Origin of the sequence: Bacillus sp. RC240, from assembly GCF_044907945.1 — a bacterium.
Taxonomy (GTDB): Bacteria; Bacillota; Bacilli; order Bacillales; family Bacillaceae_G; genus Bacillus_A; species Bacillus_A mycoides.
In genome coordinates, this window is sequence record NZ_JBIYCT010000006.1 from 288,436 (window position 1) to 308,766 (window position 20,331).

12 protein-coding genes and 4 pseudogenes are annotated in these 20,331 nt (G+C 36.6%); 3 read left to right on the forward strand and 13 right to left on the reverse strand.

Annotated features, from left to right (window positions below; genetic code table 11):
• Window positions 1-44: 44 nt before the first annotated feature.
• Both ABH955_RS20500 and ABH955_RS20505 read right to left on the reverse strand, forming a co-directional pair.
• On the reverse strand, window positions 45-4,001 hold the full coding sequence (locus tag ABH955_RS20500) for a TIM-barrel domain-containing protein (RefSeq protein WP_404491576.1): 3,957 nt from the start codon (window positions 3,999-4,001) through the stop codon (window positions 45-47).
• Window positions 4,002-4,603: 602 nt separating this feature from the next.
• Window positions 4,604-4,708, reverse strand: a complete 105-nt coding sequence (locus ABH955_RS20505; RefSeq protein ID WP_309515418.1) for a hypothetical protein — start codon at window positions 4,706-4,708, stop codon at window positions 4,604-4,606.
• 201 nt (window positions 4,709-4,909) lie between these two features.
• Here ABH955_RS20505 and ABH955_RS20510 point away from each other — a divergent pair, with 201 nt between their 5' ends.
• Window positions 4,910-5,608 (forward strand): hypothetical protein, encoded by a 699-nt coding sequence (locus tag ABH955_RS20510; RefSeq protein WP_404491577.1) that lies wholly within the window; start codon window positions 4,910-4,912, stop codon window positions 5,606-5,608.
• A 782-nt stretch (window positions 5,609-6,390) separates the two neighbouring features.
• On the opposite strand, the gene ABH955_RS20515 is transcribed toward ABH955_RS20510, so the two are convergent.
• The 5 genes and pseudogenes from ABH955_RS20515 to ABH955_RS20535 all read right to left on the reverse strand — a co-directional run.
• On the reverse strand, window positions 6,391-8,253 hold the full coding sequence (locus ABH955_RS20515) for an ATP-dependent nuclease (RefSeq protein WP_404491578.1): 1,863 nt from the start codon (window positions 8,251-8,253) through the stop codon (window positions 6,391-6,393).
• Window positions 8,254-8,669: 416 nt separating this feature from the next.
• A complete protein-coding gene (locus ABH955_RS20520; RefSeq protein WP_404491580.1) occupies window positions 8,670-8,918 on the reverse strand; it encodes a polyprotein in 249 nt (82 codons plus the stop codon).
• A gap of 599 nt (window positions 8,919-9,517) precedes the next feature.
• Window positions 9,518-10,494, reverse strand: a pseudogene (locus ABH955_RS20525) (tyrosine-type recombinase/integrase); the annotation flags it as partial.
• A pseudogene (locus ABH955_RS20530) lies at window positions 10,486-10,638 on the reverse strand (IS6 family transposase); the annotation flags it as partial. The pseudogenes ABH955_RS20530 and ABH955_RS20525, both read right to left, overlap by 9 nt.
• Window positions 10,639-10,855: 217 nt before the next feature.
• Window positions 10,856-10,993: pseudogene (locus tag ABH955_RS20535) on the reverse strand (Rpn family recombination-promoting nuclease/putative transposase); the annotation flags it as partial.
• Between the two features lie 282 nt (window positions 10,994-11,275).
• On the opposite strand from ABH955_RS20535, the gene ABH955_RS20540 reads away from it, so the two are divergent.
• On the forward strand, window positions 11,276-14,374 hold the full coding sequence (locus ABH955_RS20540) for a S8 family serine peptidase (protein WP_404491581.1): 3,099 nt from the start codon (window positions 11,276-11,278) through the stop codon (window positions 14,372-14,374).
• Between the two features lie 15 nt (window positions 14,375-14,389).
• Entirely contained in the window at window positions 14,390-14,521 is a 132-nt protein-coding gene (locus tag ABH955_RS20545; protein ID WP_098791603.1) for a hypothetical protein, read from the forward strand.
• Between the two features lie 219 nt (window positions 14,522-14,740).
• On the opposite strand, the pseudogene ABH955_RS20550 reads toward ABH955_RS20545, so the two are convergent.
• The 6 genes and pseudogenes from ABH955_RS20550 to iolD all read right to left on the reverse strand — a co-directional run.
• Window positions 14,741-15,010, reverse strand: a pseudogene (locus ABH955_RS20550) (hypothetical protein); the annotation flags it as partial.
• 300 nt (window positions 15,011-15,310) lie between these two features.
• Complete coding sequence (locus ABH955_RS20555; protein ID WP_404491614.1) at window positions 15,311-15,541, reverse strand: hypothetical protein; 231 nt, start codon at window positions 15,539-15,541, stop codon at window positions 15,311-15,313.
• Window positions 15,496-16,287, reverse strand: coding sequence for a 5-deoxy-glucuronate isomerase (locus ABH955_RS20560; protein WP_097833355.1), 792 nt, complete (start codon window positions 16,285-16,287; stop codon window positions 15,496-15,498). The genes ABH955_RS20555 and ABH955_RS20560 overlap by 46 nt, the downstream gene beginning before the upstream one ends.
• Before the next feature lie 104 nt (window positions 16,288-16,391).
• Complete coding sequence (locus ABH955_RS20565; protein ID WP_404491582.1) at window positions 16,392-17,237, reverse strand: class II fructose-bisphosphate aldolase; 846 nt, start codon at window positions 17,235-17,237, stop codon at window positions 16,392-16,394.
• Window positions 17,238-17,325: 88 nt separating this feature from the next.
• Window positions 17,326-18,222, reverse strand: coding sequence for a myo-inosose-2 dehydratase (iolE, locus tag ABH955_RS20570; RefSeq protein WP_404491584.1), 897 nt, complete (start codon window positions 18,220-18,222; stop codon window positions 17,326-17,328).
• A 122-nt stretch (window positions 18,223-18,344) separates the two neighbouring features.
• Complete coding sequence (gene iolD / locus ABH955_RS20575) at window positions 18,345-20,279, reverse strand: 3D-(3,5/4)-trihydroxycyclohexane-1,2-dione acylhydrolase (decyclizing) (RefSeq protein WP_404491585.1); 1,935 nt, start codon at window positions 20,277-20,279, stop codon at window positions 18,345-18,347.
• Between the last annotated feature and the right edge of the window lie 52 nt (window positions 20,280-20,331).

Below are 20,331 nucleotides of genomic sequence, written 5' to 3' on the forward strand. Positions count from 1 at the left end.
TGCATCTTTTCCCCTTCACCAGTAACTAACATATCTTTATCCGATTATTGTAATTCCTTTGGCTTTTGTGGCTGTTCCACCTCTCCAGGTTCTTGGCCAGGATTTAAAACCTCTCCTATTTTATCAATAGTGTCAAAGGCTGTATTAATCAGTAAGGACCTGGTTATCGGCATATCAAATTGAAGATCTTTCTTAGCCTTTAACTTAATCGTGGCCAATGTCTTCGTACCTTCTAATGTATTTTGTGTTCCCTTATTGGAAAATGCAGCCATAATTCGTTGTTCAGGCTTTCCAATCCCCGCAAGTAAGGAATAATTCAACATATTAGCAGTTTCATTGGAAGCTGAAACAATATTTTTACCGCAAGTCCCGTCAGGCTTACAATCTTTTACTAATTCATATTTGTTAGGGTCTAGCTTTAGTTCTAAGTTGAATGCATTAATATCCTTTAATCCTGCCCCGATTATTTCTACGAAAAATTCCTCTCCTGCTTTTAACTCCTGCTTACTAGGTCTAATATCCAATAATCCGGCAACCGGTTTACCTGTTGCTTGAAGTGGTTTTTGTCCCAATTGTGATGCTACATACATTAAATCGTATGCGTCTATTACACCATTGAAATTAATATCCACCTTTGAAACCTGCTCCCAAGCTTCCGTTTTATCAACACCCATATAGCTGGCAAAGAAAAGCAGATCAGCTTCATCAATTACGCCATTTGGTATATTTTCACCAACTACCATTCCTTCAGTTTTATCCTTTTTGTATGGTCTGAATTCCATTGCACTTCCAAAGCCACCTACAGAGTTTGTAATGGTCAACTTAATATACCTTGCAGTAATATTCCCCTGAAAATCAATAATTTTCGTTTTGTCATTTTTCTCAAATGTTCCATCAGTGATGACGTTTTTATAAGTTTTTCCATCTAAACTTATGTCTAAATTATATTTTAATATCGTACCATTTCCTGCATTTGGTCTTGGAATATACTCAAGCTTATCTAATTCATAAGCTAACTTCATATCAATCTCAAAAGTATGTGGCAGTTTATTACCCGTATCTCCCCATGCAGTATGCCACATTGTTTCATCTTTTCCATCGACAGCTAGAGATGCTTCTTCCCCTGGCTGTTCACTATCAGCTTTTGCCGTCATATCCTTAGGGACATTTCTGTATCGATCAAGCTTCGTTCTTATTTTGATCTCGTCACTCCAGCCTGATGATCCTTTTGTATTCGTTGCTCTTACTCGATAAGAATGTTCTGTATCAGATGTTAAACCTGTATGAAGATAGGATGGTGCTTGCCCACTATCACTTGACTTAAACACATTTGTATGAACAATACCATCAATCATTAAATCATATGTTGTATTCGAGCCATCAACCTTGTTCCAATTTAATTTAATGTCTCGATCAGTAGTGTTAGCCTCATCAGCTTTTATCCCTGATGGAATCGTTGGTACTTCTTTATCTACTACATCTTTCTTTTCGGTATTATCGAAGCCATCAACTGTAAATGTTATTTTATTTTTCGTAATATCTGTTTTTCCAACCTTAATATATAATTTTCGTGATGTAACAATGTCAGTCTGTTCAAATGGTGAGCCTTTTGTAGAATATTTGTTCAGGTTGGGCTTTTCATTATAGAAGTACACGTTCTCTGAATTGTTATATTCCTCTTCATTCGTAACTTTCCTTAATGCAACATCTTTGTTTCCAACTTTAACCTTTATATCCTTTGGACTTACACGTGTATTAACAATCGCTTCTGTGCCCCTATTTTTAACCATCCCTTTATAGCCTTTTCCTTTTGCGATATCAACGGTTATAACAGCTTTTTCCTTGATTACCTTTGAAGTGACCTTCGTTGTTGTATTTTTCTTTTCCTTATACTCAACAGTTTTACCATCATCTTCATATAGAGTAAACTCTGATTCTCCCGATGGATAAACATCAAATATTCTATTTTCCGAACCATTTAATTCATTAATAGAATTATTTTCTGGTGCCATTGGAATAATTGCACCAGCCTTAACAAATACAGGGGTCTTCCACACTGGGGCATTAAAATTATGAAGGACCGAACCTCCCTGATATTGCTTACCTGTAAAATAATCGATCCAAACTTGATCTTTATCTGGAAGATAAATATCGTTCCTTACTTCAGCATCATTAGAGTTTCCATCATATATTGGCGCTACTAATAGATTTGGCCCCCACATATATTGATACTGTGTTTGTGTCCCGTACGTATATGGATCCTTCGGATACTCTAACATCATCCCTCGAACCATCGGCATGGATTTTGATGTAGATTCCTCAGCAATCGTGTAGATATAAGGCATCATTTGTGACTTTAATTTTAAATACATCCTATTAATCGATGTATATGGTTCACCATAATTCCATGGATTTTTAGATTTACTGTAATCATTGCCTCCTGATGCCCAGCCATCCATATCAATTTGGATTGGCGTGAATGCCTTCCATTGGAAATCACGTGTCTGCACTTTTGGATCTCCGCCAAATATACCATCCATATCTGATCCAACGTTTGGATTTCCTGATAATCCTGCACCAATGTAAGTAGGGATATGCATTCTGATGTACTCCCAATTACCGCCATATTGATCACCTGACCATAATGTAGCATAACGCTGCGTACCAGCCCACCCATCTAGCGAAATAACAAATGGACGTGCACCACCTGAATTAGCATCTTTTTGAATTCCTTCTGCTGCTTGGCGTGTGGCATTTAAAGCCATGGAATATCCTTGCCAAACCCATGCAACATCCGTTTTTATTGCTCGAATACCAGCTTTAACTTCCCCGTCAAGGTCTCTGCGTAAAGGGCTATCTCCAGGTAAATTAGGGTCTGGATAGAGATTACTTTGTGTCCATAAGCCTACCTCTACTTTTTGGTCATTTGCTTTATCAACAAATTGCTCCAAATTACCCAATCCGCCATACCCGCATCCATACCCGTCATTTGGTAAAATCCATCCTAAAGGCATATCGTTATCTACATATTGATTTAATGTATTTAACCCATTAGTTAGGAGTGTTCGTTGGTCCTTATGACCATTATGAGTTCCATTAAAACAATCAGCATGTCCTAAATAAAAACCAGTTTTTGGCATAAGGGCCGGTTTCCCGGTTAATTCTGTATATTCGCCAATGATGTTTGGAAGGGAATCATCTACAAAATAATAAGCATCAAATCTGTCTTCATCGTGAGTAAAGGTAGACGTTTTGGTAAAATCATAAACACCCGGCTTAAAAGTATTTCGCATGACTCCATAGCCCTCAGTGCTTAAATAGAATGGGACTGGACTTGATGCAGCTCCTGCATCCCAACCTCCCCCGACTGCAATATTTATGGAATTATTCTTATGGGCATAAAACCCATTCTGTTGACCTCCACCATAAAAATATTCACTTTCTTTTGTGCCGAGGGTTTGAACAGTACTTCCGCCCGAATGTTTTAGCGGTTCACTTTCACTCCAAAGAATCTTTGCTCTTTTTTTATCGTACAAGCTCATCTTTGAAGTAGCTTTATCTACCCTTAACTCTAAAGCATTAGTAGATATTTTATAGGCATTCTTATCTCTTTCATCGACCTTAATGTTAATTTCTCCATATTCCTTTTTGTAATCGCCAACATTTTTGTCGATAATTTTCGTCTCATGCTCAGGTTGATTTGGAGTTGGATATTCTTCAAAAACACCCTTTGGGTCCAAATGCAATCGAAAAACATTATTTTTTAGAAAGTTAATTTTTATTTTTTCTCCTGTTTCTAAGTCAAAGAATACGTTATTTCCTTCTTTCGTAACCTTAGTAATTTTACCTATAGCCTTATAGGTTTGATTGTCAGATACATTATTAATGGAGTACTCCTTTTTAATTGCAGTTGCAGATGCTGTTGGAAGCATAGTAAGCAACATACCCACTGATAAGGATAAGGTTACCAGTTTTTTAAACTTAGCTCGACGTCTTAGCATATTCTACCTCCGAATGTAATAATGGTTTACCGAAAATGAATACTAATAGTCTTTAACTCTTCGTATGGATAATTGGCGTACCAATTCCTAGTGGATCCAATCGCAAGAGAAGAAAGACAGTCCCCTTAAAAACTTAAAAGCTTGCAATTTATCCTGTTTATGAATAACGATCTTTTTTTGACTTGCAAAAAATCATTTATAACACCATCCCTTATATATTTTTATATTTTCTTATCCGAACATATAGTAATTTTGAGTAAAACCTTTATAAAGTCTTAGTTTGAGATTATATGGTGAAAGATAAAATTTGGTATACTGGAAGATTACGTAAAATTTATATTGATAGGGAATTTGTGATTGAGAAAGATTGTCGATGTATACTAGAGGAATGTGCTGTTATTATCAATTCAGCCCTTCGTTTCTTTTCTATTTGTAATGTCCTTTCTGCTTATTGGGATGCATTTTCTGTTTTATTTCTAATATAAGATTTATCATCTCCTCTGTTCTAATTATAATTGAGCGAATTTTCTAACATTTATAATATATAATAAATCGGGTTGATGGGTCAACCCTTTAATGCAAACATTCTGATAGGGGGAGTGTCACATCGCTATCAAGCTAAACAATTGTATCTTCCCGCGGATAAGGATTCTTTCCGTAATGCCTGTCATGGTTTCGACTTCCTTATATGTATGTGTCTCAAGCAGTTTTAAATCATCTCAGATTCTCTCCTATTTGATACCGTAATAAAGCCTATACAGCCTATTTCTTATCAATTCATTAACGTTCAATTCTTTAAAAACAAACACCCTACATTCCCTCCTATTATGTTACAATAAAACCACATATCAACATATTTTTACTTGTAATCTAGAACATATTTAAGATGAATAATAGAGGTGATTTAATTGGATAAAGACACCAAATACAAATCGATTACAATCAGAGTAATTATAGAAAAAATGTTGATTGAAGCCTTCATGTTAGGATTAATCACTTTCATTGTATATAACGTCATTAAAGACATATATTCTATCAATCTGTTTACATCAATATCCTCTATTCTAAAACCAATTCCTTCAGAAGCTCTAACTATTATTTTTATATTGATAATATCTAAAAATTTCAATAAGCGTTATAAGTTTCATAGAATGCTAGATGTTTTAGAGAATAGCAAAAATAAATATGAAAATCCAAAAGCTCGTATTGAATGGAGTATCGCAAATTTAAATGGCCAGATAGATTCATTGAAATTGAAGGTGGATATATTAAAGTCATTTTCTCCAATCCCCATTCTCATTCTCTTTATAGGCAATTTGTTTGAAAAAGGAACTTTTATCAACTTAAACTCCTTTAGCATAACAGTTTTAGTGATTATATTAGTTTATTTTGCTTGGTTAATGAATGCTTATAATCAATTTGTTACCATTAGAAAAGTACTTGTTCATTTTGAACAAGAAAAAATTAAATTAGAAAATGAAAATTTCTTTGATCAAAAAATTCGTACACCTAATAATCTTCATAATGACTTTAAAAAATTTGAAAAAAGTTTAAGCAAGTTAAGAGAACCTTCTTTTTCAACAGAAAAAAAAGATAACTCCAATTAAGTTAAAATATCATTTGCAATTTTCACTTGTAGAATAAGAACAAAATCCCATCAGAAATTCCAAATAAATCTATAGCTCTTTATATTGGTAATAAAATATGAATATACGTATTGAGCACATCTTGTATACTATCTCTGAAACATCACATTTACTCTCAAGTAGGCTTTTAAAAGGAGATAGAACTCTCTAATAACATTTATTATGTAAACTAATTGATAGTAAGTAGAGGGTATCTAATGAGCTGGGATACATCGGTATAACTACATAGTTTATCTCACAAGTAGCTGCTGCATAAAATACCGTATAGGTGTTACTGTATAAGTTAGCGTATAAAGGTGAATATTCGAACAGATAATATACAGGTTATAATCTCGCAAGTACTTCTATTAAGCTATTTCTATCCAGAAATACTTATACAATCACTGTTGGATATAGGTTTGGTGAGGTAGCACAATATGAGTAGTACCTAGCAGGGTATAATCCAAAGAGGTTTCACCTTCTCGGTTAGAGTTTAATAGTTATGTTTTTATAACTTTAAAGTTCCTATGTTGATGTACTGAAAAGTGACCACATCGAGGTGGGGGTTTTACCTCTCAGGGTAATTAAAAAGCGTAAGGAGAAAATCAAGTAATAAGAAACTTACAAGTAAAAATCCAACTAGAATAACTCCTAGACCACTTTATAGGTGATCTAAAGATATTCTAATTGGATTTTCTTATGTGATAAGACATGGATCTGATTAGATTATACTCAAAAGTGGATTTTTAAGTAGGAATCACTTACTATCTTTGGAACTTCCTATTAGCTAGATCTATCGGATTTGCTCCTTTTGGAAAATCAATAGGTAATCCACTAACCTCTAAGATATTACTTCCCAGCTCAACTCGGATATTATGAACCCCATCAAGCTCTATTTTAGAAAACTTAAATATGTCAGCAATCTCTCCAACATATTTTCGAGCTTCTAATTGTAACCCAGCATCTGTTGATATATCATCAATCCTATTAAGTAACGGTGTTATAACTGATAGTAAATAATTGATTACAGCATTACCTTCATCAATTTCCTTGTGAGTTGCTGCATATTTAAGCCCCCTAACCAAATCAGCATATGCAATTTCTATATTTTCAATTGGTTGTGATATGATGTATTCAATCTCCTCGACAGCTGCAGTTGGTTTCCCCTCAGTAACCTGTGACGCTAACAGGTAGTAGTTTTCAATAGTACCTTTTCTCAAAACAAAACAACCTGACAATTCCAATACATCAAATAAAGAAGTTAACATTTGCTTTATGCCATATAAAGTATCTCCATTATTGAGTCCGCTAAGTTCTTCATCATTGCTAGCAAATAGCGTTGCCATCCCTGCTCGTCTCTTGGCAATCATTTCATCTTTTTCAGTATCACGCTTGCGATTGATCCAATAAGAATGCTGCTCTGCCAATGGACGTATATCCTCCCAATATTCATCAATTGCTTTTACAAAACTACTGTATACATTCCGTGAGAATGACCTAAAATCAGTATGTCCCATTTTTTGTATTGTTTTAATTATCTTCTCATCATTAGCGAATATATTGATAGTTGTAATATCATCAGCTACAGTATCCAAATCAGTTATTACAACTGGTTTTTTCCCTATTAACCTCATTAATTTCATTACACCTGGAATCTCACCTTTTCCAATAATAGGAACTAACTGTGAACCTCCTGCCTCTAAAAATATTTGCAGATGTTGATTTAATGCATTACAAATAAGAACGTCACTTGGTCCTTCTACTAGTAATGGTTTTGAACTGAAGAGCGCAGATTTATGTGCTTGTCCTAGTCTGGTAAGTAATTCTCTTACTTTTCTATTTTGGAGTTCGCCAGCTCCAGGATCAATTTGCACTGGCGGTTTTATCGTATTTTCAAAAAATACAATTCTCGTTAAATCTTCTGGCACTAAAAGATTTACAAACTCTGTCGAGTGCGTTGCCAAGATAACCATTTTTTTTGATTTGTCCTGAAGATCCCCTGCAACCTTTTTTATCTCTTGAAATAAAAAAGCCTGTAATTGTGGATGTAATGAAATTTCCGGTTCATCTAATAGCAGTATACTAACTTCATCATCATAAAGCGCAGAAAGAATTGTTACCAAATGTAGAAGACCACTCGCTTCCCTTGCAACTGAATAAGGTTCTCCCTCTATTGTACTAAACCTTATTTTCAACTCTCCTGCATCCCACTCAATGAAGATGTTTCGATTAAAGAGCGTGCTTAATCTCTCACTTACTTTTATACGTATATCGTGTCTTAAGCTTAATGTATGAAAATCTCCTATAGCACCTTCTGCTATGTGTCGATTTTCTCTAAAATTCAATCCACCAAATGCTGCCCTATCGCCCTGAAGCATGTAACTACTTACGCCATCATGATTTGCACGGAAATCTTCAACCCTCGAAAGCCTTCCCGCTGTTAACAACCTTACTTTCCTTCCCCAAACTTCATCTCCAAAACTTTCTTTCAATCTTCGTAAAACTTGAGATTTACCTGAACCATTTGGACCCACAAATGTAGTTATGCCACCATAAAACTTTATACTAAAGGTCTCTGAAGAAAATTGTCCATCTATATGTACTTGCTGCTCAAAAGGATAAGTCACCTTTTCCACCTTCTTTTCTAATAATTCTAGCACTGCAGTTTATTTTATCAAATTACTAATTCATTTTACAGAATATACAAAACTAAATATTAAGTTTCTGAAAAACTACCAGACTCCCCCTCAGACAAACCTCAGGAGCTTGTCCTCTTTCGTACCACCTGTGAGCTATACCTTCGCAAAAGAGATGGACTATGTAGTCACCTTCCTTAGTCTAACTCCATAGAAAAAACACTGCTTAGATACAAACAGTGTTTAGGTGATACCTATTTATTTTCTTCCCCCTGAGCTGGATGCCTCACTTCTTTTTAGGTACATCGCTCCATAGGAAGAACCAATTCCCTATGGCTACTGCCAAGAATGCCACCGAGCCAGCAAACCACTTGTTCATTACTATCTCCATAATATCCATTAGTTTCCTATCTCCCAGTTGCTACTTTATAAGTTGTTCTCTTGTAGGTACTTACATGATATACTCTAAATCGTATATTCATCCCAGTTAATTTATTTTCAACATATAGAGTTTTGTATTTCTTATTAAAGTGAGCTATAAAGTTCATTGCATCAGCACCTATGAGAACGACTCTATCGTCACCGATATAAAACTCAATAGCAGCCTGATCTAGATTATCGTGCCCGTTAACCCACTTCTTAAACCACTTAAACATTTTATATTCCCCCTCTTAGTTTTCATAAATAGTTATTCTATTTATCCCCAAATTTTTCCCTATCAATACCACCTGAGAAAGCTAACTTTTGGACGTACTCTACAAGCTCCTCACGAGTACTAGCTCAGTAAAAAGAAATACAAATAACTACTGAGCTAGCCAATAGAGAAGTAACTACCTAGATATCCTCCTCGGTGAAACCGAGAGTAAGACTAGGTAGTAAACTACAGAGTTACCATCTCAGGCTTTTGTATTTATGTTTTGAGAAGTTAAGAATCTATGAGGGCGAAAACTGTGGAGGTCGCAGTAAAAGAAGGTTGACTAAATATTAAAACTCCTTTAGTATTTTCCGTAAGAAACTCTAATTGAAGTGGTTCTCAATGAGGATAATAACTTGAGAGCCTTGATACATATAAGTTTTACTGATCCCAAACCTCTACAGTCCACTGGGAAGTTCCCTTGACAGGGTAGAGGTCGTGAGTTCGAGCCTCTCCGGGGTCATAGTTTTAAAAACCGTGTCAAATTAACGTTTGATGCGGTTTTTATTTGTTTGCTTTTATATTTAAAAACACCCATGGTCACAGAATTGGTCACATTCCCTACAGAATCTCTTCTATTTTATTCACTACATCTTCTTGCATCGTTGGTAGTACATGAGAATAAGTGTCTAATGTGATTTTGATATTACTATGTCCTAGTCGTTCGGAAATCACTTTTACATTCACACCTTTAGCCAATAATAGAGTTGCATGTGTATGACGTAAATCATGAAAGCGAATCTTTGGCACAGCTGCTTTCTGAATCAAAACGTTTAGACTTCTTCGAACATTAGCAGGATTAATTGGTGTTCCAGAAGGAGTACACATCACCAAGTCATTGTCTTGGTATTCCTCACCTTGACTCAGCTTCTCTTTCAATACGACTGCTCTATGTTTCTTTAGCTTTACTACTGTTGATGCAGGTAATAGTAGTATCTTTCTTAAACTTGATTTTGTCTTTCCTCCAAGCTAGAACGTCTTCCCATCGTGACTTAACGTTTGGCTAATAGTTAAATGTCCCTTTTCTAAATCAACATCTTTCCACCGCAACCCTAGCAATTCACCTTGTCGCATTCCAGTCACAAGAGCCATATGAAAGACAATGGAATACCTGCTATCCTGCGCAGTTTTTAAAAACAACTGTACTTCCTGTTCATTCCACACGGTTAACTCTTCCTTATCGACTTTAGGCAACTTTGTTTTAGCTGCAACATTTTTACTTATTAACTCTAAATCTATTGCATGTTCAAGAGAGTTCCGAATGATTTTGATTATCTTCTCAATTGTTCCCCTCTTTAAACCTTCGTCTCGCAGTGAATTAACGTAGTTTTGCATATGCAATGGTGTTTTAACTTGGCTAGTTTAATATTTCCTAGAGAAGGAATGATACGGCTATTTAAGTATCCTTTCAGTACTCTTGCTGTCTGAATACCGACACTGTGCTTCTTCGTATTAAACCCACTCTCAAGATATTCACCATAAAGTAGTTTACTAGGTTCTACATATGTCCCTGTATGAACTTCTGAAAGCATGATGGTTGTATGAGCAATAGATAGTCCGCGTTCTTCCATCATTTCCACCAAATCACGAAAACTGAGGCTGTACCGTAGGTAACATCTCACCGTTAATAAAATAATATCAGGCTGATAATGTTTCCATTTGAATTCTACTGGTGTTTTCATACCGATACACGTCCTTTTTAGTTTAGTAGTATCAGTATGTCCAAGTTTACTAGATTTCTTGCACCAGAACCTCTCAGCATTACCTGTATTTATGAGCTTAAAAGAAGATCCCCCCAGATTACTGAAGGAGATCTTCTTTTGTATTCAAATAAATACAGTTATTATATCTAACTTAGATTTAGTTAATATTAAAGAGTTCTATTTAAAGTAGCATGCATTATAATAATATCTTTCGGATTTCTTCTATACTTAAATCTGTGAATTTCGCAATGTCTTCTAATGGCATGCCATTCTTATGTATACCACGAATTAATTGGGCTTTACTTTTTTCTAGCCCCTTTTCCAGACCTGCTTCAAAACCTTCTTTGAGTTAGGAAAATAGTAAACAATTTTTCGAAATAGTGAGGAAAATGGAGGGTGATGTTGAATAATTTTTTATTTTAGTGATTATTCAAACTATTAGAATAATTTTCTAGAAACATATCACAATTTAACCTATAATAGTAACATTCAGCTTTAAAATTGAGGAGGGATAAAAGGAAATTTAGTCTTTGTGTTTCAAAATAATGGTTAAACAAAGACTGTAACTTCAAGAAATGACAAGCAAAGAATTTAGAAATCGAGGGGGGAAAACGAATTGAAGAGAAAGAAACAACATCACATGCGATTATTTAGTATTGTAGCAGCCTTGATTATGGTATTTTCATTATTAACACCCGGACTTGCGAATGCTGAATTAATTGAGAGATCATCCCGTTATGTAAATGATTCTGAAACTGCTGCGAAAGAAAAGATGAGTAATCGTTTACTAGCTAAGTTTGAAAAAGATGACAGAGTAACCTTTTTAATTAAATTTAAAGAAAAAGCAGATACAACAAAAGCCATAAACCAAACAAAAGATATTGCGAAGAAAGAAAAACTATCTGCGAATAAAGAAAAGTTTATGCAACGCTCTGCAGTTGTTTCTGAATTAAAAGCTACTGCACACGAAGAACAACAAAGCGTTGTAAAATATCTTGAACAAGAAGTACATAGAGGGAATGTCGAATCTTTTAAGTCCTATTTTATCGTCAATGGTATGGCTGTTACAGCAACGAAAGAGGTAGCAAAAAAGATAGCAGCCTTTTCTGAAGTTGAAAAAGTATTACCAAACGAAACAAGACAATTATTTGTTTCAACAACTAAAGAGAATAGTCTTAATTCAAATCCAGCAAATGTAGAGTGGAATGTTGAAAGAGTTGGAGCTCCAGCTTTATGGGAAAAGGGGATCAACGGTACAGGTGTAGTTGTAGCAAGTATTGATTCCGGCGTTCAATGGGATCATCCCTCATTAAAGGAAAAGTATCGAGGCTATAATGCAGCAACTGGAGAAGTTAATCACGACTTTAATTGGTTTGATGCCACTGCTGGACGATCTGTGCCATATGATGATTTAGCACATGGCACACATGTGACTGGAACAATGGTCGGTAGTGAACCTGATGGATCAAATAAAATAGGAATAGCACCCGGTGCAAAATGGATTGCTGTTAAGGCATTCTCAGAGACTAGTGGAAGTGATGCGAATTTATTGGCGGCTGCAGAGTGGATTTTAGCACCAACAGATTCAAAGGGGAATACTCGAGTTGACATGGCGCCAGATGTGGTTAACAACTCATGGGGTGGCGGACCGGGACTTGATGAATGGTATCGAGATGTAGTAAAAGAATGGAGAAATGCTGGGATATTTCCCACATTTTCAGCTGGAAACACGAGCATGACTAATAATGGCGGACCTGGATCAGTCGCCAATCCAGCAAACTATCCTGAAGCATTTGCGGTGGGAGCAACCGATAGTAATGATATAGTTGGAGATTTTTCATTACGCGGCCCTTCACCATATGGTGAAATAAAGCCAGATATTTCAGCGCCTGGAGCAAATATTCGTTCATCAATACCTCGCAGTGATTACGAAAGTGGATGGGATGGCACATCGATGGCGGCCCCCGCTGTATCAGCAATTGTAGCATTATTATATGAGGTTGATGCAAGTTTATCAGTTGATAAAATAGAAGAAATTTTAATAAAAACAGCAACGCCTTTAACAGATAAGGAATATCCAGAATCACCGAATGATGGGTACGGGTATGGATTAGTCAATGCATACAATGCTGTATCCTCTATTAGAGAAGGTCTGGGGATTTTGGAAGGAAAAGTGGTTCAAACAAATGAGGGTTCAGATTTGCCGATAAGAGGTAAAGTAAGTGTCCTTGAAAACAGACAGTACGTTAACACAAACCCTGAAAACGGCGCTTATAAACTCGCACATGCTATCGGTAATTATACAGTTCAAGCTGAAGCCTATGGATATCAATCTAAACAGCAATCAGTAACATTCGAAAAAGATAAAGTACTACAAGCAGATTTCACATTGAAAGAAATCCCTAAAGGAACTGTAAGTGGTGTCATTACGGATGAAAAATCAGGGGAAGCTGTCGAAGGTGTGACATTACTCCTTATTGAAGATGCCAATATTGCACCTGTGTCGACGGATAAGGACGGTAGATATACTCTCACAGCTTACGAAGGTACTTATACATTGAGGGCAATGAAAAGTGGCTATCACAGTCAAGATGTTAAAATCACAATTAATGGAGATAGCCACGTAGATATCGATCTTAAGCCTTTTTTCACGTATCCGGGTGGCGAAATTGGTTATGACAATGGAATTGTTGATGCTGCCAGTATGTATTTTGGCGGTGGAGCTGGATGGGCAGTAAAAATGTCATTGCCAAAGGATAAGAAATCAGCCATTGTCACAGATGGTGTGTTTCGCTTCAAGAACAAAAAATACTCAGACACGGTTGGAACGGAATTTAGTGTGGAAGTATGGGATGCTTCTGGAAGCAATGGATTACCGGGTAAGAAACTTGCTGGACCGATAACTGCTGAAGCCGTATTAGATGATTGGACGGTAGTAGATTTAAGAGATTACAATATCAAGGTTGATGGAGATTTTTATATGGTATATATCCAAACACTGAATTATCCAATTGCACTTGGTTTAGCAACTGATAATGGTAACCCATATATGGAGAGAAGCTATCAATATCTTGACGGTGAATTTTATCCAGCATTTGTTGAAGACGGTAACTATATGATTCGTGCCCGTGTAAGTTATGAAGTAGAAACTCCTGTTATTACTTCTCCAAAACATGATGAAGTATTCAAAGACAAAAACATCATGGTAGAAGGGACTGCCTCACCGACAACAACGATTAAGTTGATGAATAATAATAAAGAGGTAGGTACTGCAAAAGTTGGTGATGACGGAAAATTTACAATCCCAACGAAAATGACAAAAGGTGAAAATAAATTAGTAGCAGTCTCAATGTTAAATGGTAAATTGACCGGAGAATCGGATCCAGTTACCGTTTCACTAATAAAAGAGAAGCCCGTCATTAAAGATTTAAAACCAGCAATTGACCAAAATGTGTTCCCAGGTGAGAAGGTAGAAATATCTTTCCAAAGTAATGTAATAGGCGGCGAAGCAAACTTTGAAGTGAAGCTCCCTGCTCAAAAGAATGCGCAATCTTCTTCTAAAAATAAAATAGAAGAGGTAGATCCAGGAGTTTATAAGGGCGTTTGGACCGTTCCAGATGTAAAGATTAAAAATGCTATTATTCAAGTGGAACTAACAGATGCCGATGGAAATAGAGTCACACAGAAAGCGCAAGGTAAACTAACTATTAATTAACCTGAAGTTGAAGAAGTGAAAACTGGCTGGAATTTTGAGAACGGCAATTGGTATTACTATGATAATAAAGGTAGTAAAGTAACAGGCTGGGTAACGATTTCTGGAAAACGATACTTCTTCAATAGTAGTGGAGTATGGGTTAAATAATCCGAAATAGTTAAACTGAATGATAAAAGAGAGATTACAATTGTGAAGTTGTAGTCTCTCTTTTTGTGATTTAAATTAAGGTGCTACCCCTAGTATCAGTATGTCCAAGTTTCAGAGGTTAGTTACATAAGTCTTATACGGGTATGTACGAGATAAGTCCAAAAACGGCCATATAGATGGATATTAATGTAAATTTTTTTTAGGGAGGTCGCTGCATGTCTATAGATGGCCCCTATTGTTCTTTACCTCATGCACTTTTTCGATATGATCAACTGTGTTCCACTTAATAGAAATTCCGCCCCAGCCTACATACTTCATATCAATTTTCACTTTCTCACCCGTTTTAAATACTTGCCCTTTTGTTAAGAACACGTCAATAATGTCTTTCTTTCCATTTAGTGATGGTTACTCAACTACGACGTATTTAGTAGCACCGTCTCCCTCATCTTCCATCGTTCCTACTTTTGATACTTCACCAATCACATAATCAGATTACCATAAGCAAACAGAAAAATAGATAAAGCCCTCTATTATACGGGGCTTGCAATTAAAGAGGGTTTTAATCTATATATTTTTCAATCGTTTAATTTTTACTCTTTTCATAATCTGAATTTCCAGTACCTTGTTTGCTGCAGCTGCCTTGGCAATTTTTTTCATTTTCTTCTTGTTCAATGCAGGCAATATAATTAACTCTATTGTATGCGCAAGTATTCTTATCCTTTTATCCGTCCTATCCATTTTGGTTGGTAGAAAGGAATCGAAATAAAAATCTTCAGCTAAAAAGGGGTGCTATCGCACCGTAGTGGGCTTTCCAGTTCGGATAATCTGTAATTGTTTTTCGAAGTGAACGATATTGCATCCCTTCTTGCATTTGGGATGTATAAAGTTTACTCCAATAATATAAAAAATTGGTGGTTCTGGAGCAAAAACGATTGCAAGTAACATCGTTTTTGCTCCAGAACCTTTATTTTCATCTACTCCTTTTCTGGCCAAATTTTCGCGTTTGGTTCTAATAACCACTTGTGGTCTTCCTCCATGATACGATCATTCCATGGATGATTCTCAAGATGTCGAATCATCCAACAAAAATACATTGCATATCCAGGCGCAGTTGCTTGCGGGTGGTCTAGCTCACCTGGAATCGTAATAAAGCTATTATGTACAACGCGATAAGCATCCTCACCAACCATTGCACATCCAAATCCCTGTGGCTTGTTAAAGCGATAATAATATACCTCTGGTTGGTCGTGATGATGTGGCGGATAACTGGACCACCGCCCTGGATAAGAAATAACTTCTCCTACTACCATATTAGAATATGCCGCATTGTTATAGTCAAAAATTGTACGAATAACACGCTGCGCTGTTCCCTCCCATACCCCTTCTCCAGCTACAACACTTTGGCAATCATTTGGAGTATACAACTTGGACGCAAATTCTTCGTCATTATCCGTTTTTTGAACAAGTACTTCACTGTCTGAAAGAGCAGTAATTGTAACCTTTACATTTTTCGCCACATGCAAACACCAAGGGTTTTCTTCAAAAACAGACTCTCTTTGAATAACTTCTACATTTCCTTCCCACTCTAAGCGTATTGTCCCTTCTAATAAAAGAACTGCTGTTTCATTCTTATTATCTAATAACAGCTCTTCTTTTCCATTAGACATCTTATATATGCCTATATCCATTAACATATCATTGCATTGACCATTCATTTCAGTTAATACATTATACCCTTCTTTTAATTCACCTAATTTTCCCAACATGACTTCTCCCCCTTGTTATTTAATGACTCCTCTATAATTCTCTACTTTTGTCAGCTAACTAAACTCCCAGTTTCCTCTATTATTAATGAGTAAAGCTTTTCTGGTTACGCTCTGTTTTCGCTTCCGAATATTCGCATATGATTTTTAACATTTTCGTATGCGGCATAAATAACATCTTGATGGTATGTAAAGTAATCTGAATAGGGAGCATTCCCCACAGCAGCGTTAACCGCAGCAATTACATTCTGAAATGTCGCTGTTGCTACATTAACTTTACGAACACCATGTTGAATACATTGCTTGAAATCCTCTGGACTAATGCCAGAACCACCATGTAATACGAGAGGAATACGAACTACCTCATTAATCTCCTGCAAGCGGTCTAATCGTAAATCAGGATCTCCATTGTACATACCGTGCGCATTTCCAATCGCAACAGCTAACGCATCAACGTCTGTTTCTTCTGCAAATCGTTTTGCTTCTGTAGTGCTTGTCAGTAACATTTCAATATCTTCTGATCCGTCCTCACTACCACCTACTCTGCCAATCTCAGCTTCTACCGTCGCTCCGTACTGTTTCGCAAGCGCTACAATTTCTATTGTCTTTTGGATATTCTCCTCTAACGGATAGTGAGAGCCATCAAACATAACCGAACTAAACCCAATTTCTAATGTCTCTTTAATCTTTTCAAACTTCATACCATGATCAAAGTGAACTGCTACTGGGACAGTCGCTTTTTTCGCCGCAGCAACCATCAAAGGACCAATCAGATGAATCGGCGAATGATTCAAACGAACTTCCGCAATTTGTAGAATCAGCGGCGAACGCAACTCTTCAGCTGCTTTAATAGCACCCATTACCATTTCCATATTAGCGACACTGAAAGCCCCGACCCCATAATTCTCTTGATTTGCCTTAATTAAAATACCCTTCATTTGCACTAATGGCATTACACATTCACCTGTTTCAATATTATTTATTAAATAGAAAACAAACGTTTCATCTTTTTACTCCTTATGTAATCTCACCATGCGGAAATTAAAGACCTGCCTTCTCTTGTATAAATTTTCGGGCTTTTAATGCATATTCAAAAGGATTCGCTAAAGCCGGGTCTTGCTCTGCTTCTACTACAAACCAACCCTTATAATCAGAGTTAGCAAGGATAGTAAACACTTCATCAAATACAATTACACCATCTCCGGGAACTGTAAATGCACCATTCTTCACTGCCTGTAAGAAGCTTAAATCGTTTTCCTTTACAGCTTCTACTACTTCCTGACGAATATCTTTTAAATGCACATGTTTAATACGAGGTAAATATTTTTTCAAAATATAAAGTGGCTCTTCTCCGGAAAAAACAAGATGACCTGTATCAAAAAGCAGAGATACAAGCTCTGGATCAGTCATTTCCATTAACTTTTCAATTTCTGCCGTTGTTTGAACACCCGTACCCATATGATGATGGTATACAATATGTAGCCCCTTTTCCTGAGCTAATTTACCGAGGTGATGTAACCCATTTGCAAGCTTATCCCACTCTTCTTCTGTAAAAACGGGCTTGTTTTGAAATAGCGGTACATCCATTAAACCTTGAATACTATGTCCTTGCTCTGAAACAACGATGACTTTTGCACCCATATCATGCAAGAAATCTCTATGCTTAATAAATGCTTGTGCTGTCTCTTCAAGCGGCCTCGTTGTCAAGAACGCACTAAACCATGCGCTAGCAATCTCCAGATTTCGTAATTCCAAAGATTTTTTCAATACAACTGTATTTCTCGGATATTTATTCCCTACTTCACTTCCATTAAATCCAGCTAGTGCCATCTCACTAATACATTGTTCAAACGTATTTTCTGCTCCTAGCTCCGGCATATCATCATTTGTCCAAGCAATTGGTGCAATTCCAAGTTTAATCGTGTTTTCTTTGAACATCCCCTTGTCTCTCCTTTTTGTAAAATGTTATAGAGTTTCGCTAAATTCTCCTATCTGTTCGTTAAAAAGAGAGCTTACTAAACAATATGCATGTAGATAAATAGCTCTCTTTGTGTCCTAATCTAATAAGATCTTGCCTTTTGCAAGTTACTTACTTTACTCTCATACGAAGCTTGTACACTTGGACTATTAGATACTTCTGCAACACCTACATGCCACCATGAATCGTATCCATTTGTCATTGTTTTTGGTAATACTTTAATATCAATCAATGTAGAAACTGTTTGTTTTTTCGCATCTATAAGCGCTTCCTGTAATTGTTCTATCGATGTAACACGATACGTTTTTACGCCATATCCAGCCGCGCTAGCTGCAAAATCTATTTTCATAATAGCTCCGTTTAATTTACGAGTTTCTTGGTTTTTGTAGCGAAACTCTGTTCCAAAGCTTCCCATTCCATTACCCATTTGTAAGTTATTAATGCAGCCGAATCCGGAGTTATCAAACAATAAAACGTTAATTTTTTTGTTTTCTTGAAGACTTGTTACGAGCTCAGAATGAAGCATCTGGTAACTACCATCCCCTACCATTGCATATACTTCCTTCGATGGTTCAGCTAGCTTTGCACCAAGTGCACCTGCAACTTCATAGCCCATGCAAGAGTATCCATACTCCATGTGATATGTATTAGGTTTTCTTGCTGCCCACATTCTTTGTAAATCACCTGGAAGACTTCCTGCCGCACCAACAATAATTGCATCTTCATCAAGTAATGTATTCATTTGTCCAATGACTGCAGTCTGTGTTAATTGTGTACCGAGTGCGTCCACATACTCATTTAAATTCTCATCGAAATGACCTTCGACTTCTGGTATGAAACCTTGACCTGTAAAGCGAACATTATGTAGACGTGCTAATTCTGTTTCCCAAGCCTCTTTTGCATCAGCGATTTCTACTGTGTAACTAGATTGATACTCAATTGCTTGCAGTTCATCTATAAGAGCAAGAAGCGCTTCTTTTGCATCAGCTATCACCTTCAATGCATCGAGCTTGTGCGCATGAAATTCTGAAATGTTGATGTTTAAAAACTCAACCTCTTCATTCTGAAACAATTGCTTAGATGCCGTTGTAAAATCAGTAAATCTCGTCCCGATTCCAATAACAAGATCCGCTTCCTTTGCAATTGTATTAGCTGCTAAATTTCCAGTTACTCCGATGCCGCCAAGATTATATGGATGGCTGCTTTCAATCGCACTTTTCCCAGCTTGCGTTTCTCCAAATGGAATGCGGAATGCTTCAGCAAACTGTTTCAGTTCCTCTGCTGCCTCTGCGTACCTTACACCACCACCACAAATCATAATTGGCTTTTTCTTTTTCTTAATCATTTCCACCGCATCCGCTAAACTGGCTTTTGTAGGTAGACGACGTTCAATACGATGAACACGCTTTTGGAAGAAGTAACTTGGAAAATCCCACGCTTCCCCTTGGACATCTTGTGGTAAACAAATTGTTACAGCTCCTGTATCTGCTGGATTCGTTAAAACACGCATGGCTTGAATCATAGCTGTCATCAATTGTTCAGGACGGTTCACCCGGTCCCAATACTTACTTACCGCACGAAAAGCATCATTCGTAGAAATAGATAAGTCATGTGTTTGTTCAATTTGTTGAAGAACAGGATCAGGTTGCCTCGTTGCAAATACATCACCTGGAAGTAGTAAAACGGGAATATTATTTGCAGAAGCAGTTGCAGCAGAGGTAATCATATTTGCTGATCCAGGACCAACAGAAGAAGTACATGCCATAATTTGTTTTCTATGTTTTTGTTTTGCAAAGGCCATCGCAGCATTTGCCATCCCTTGTTCATTTCTTCCTTGATATACTTCTAATTCCCCTGCATCTTCTTCTAAAGCTTGACCTAGGCCTACTACATTTCCATGACCAAAAATCGTAAAGATTCCCTTAATAAATTTTTGTTGTTCTCCATCAAACTCTACGTATTGCTGATTCAAAAATTTCACCAAAGCTTGTGCCGTCGTCATTCTAACAGTTTGCATATTGTTTGCTCCTTTCTATCTCTATCATTCATTCTGCATATGAAAAAGGAGT

Coding starts and splice junctions, on each gene's coding strand:
- ABH955_RS20500 (WP_404491576.1), bottom strand. CDS start 4,001: ATGCTAAGACGTCGAGCTAAGTTTAAAAAACTGGTAACCTTATCCTTA.
- ABH955_RS20520 (WP_404491580.1), bottom strand. CDS start 8,918: ATGTTTAAGTGGTTTAAGAAGTGGGTTAACGGGCACGATAATCTAGAT.
- ABH955_RS20560 (WP_097833355.1), bottom strand. CDS start 16,287: ATGTTGGGAAAATTAGGTGAATTAAAAGAAGGGTATAATGTATTAACT.
- ABH955_RS20565 (WP_404491582.1), bottom strand. CDS start 17,237: ATGCCATTAGTGCAAATGAAGGGTATTTTAATTAAGGCAAATCAAGAG.
- iolE (WP_404491584.1), bottom strand. CDS start 18,222: ATGTTCAAAGAAAACACGATTAAACTTGGAATTGCACCAATTGCTTGG.
- iolD (WP_404491585.1), bottom strand. CDS start 20,279: ATGCAAACTGTTAGAATGACGACGGCACAAGCTTTGGTGAAATTTTTG.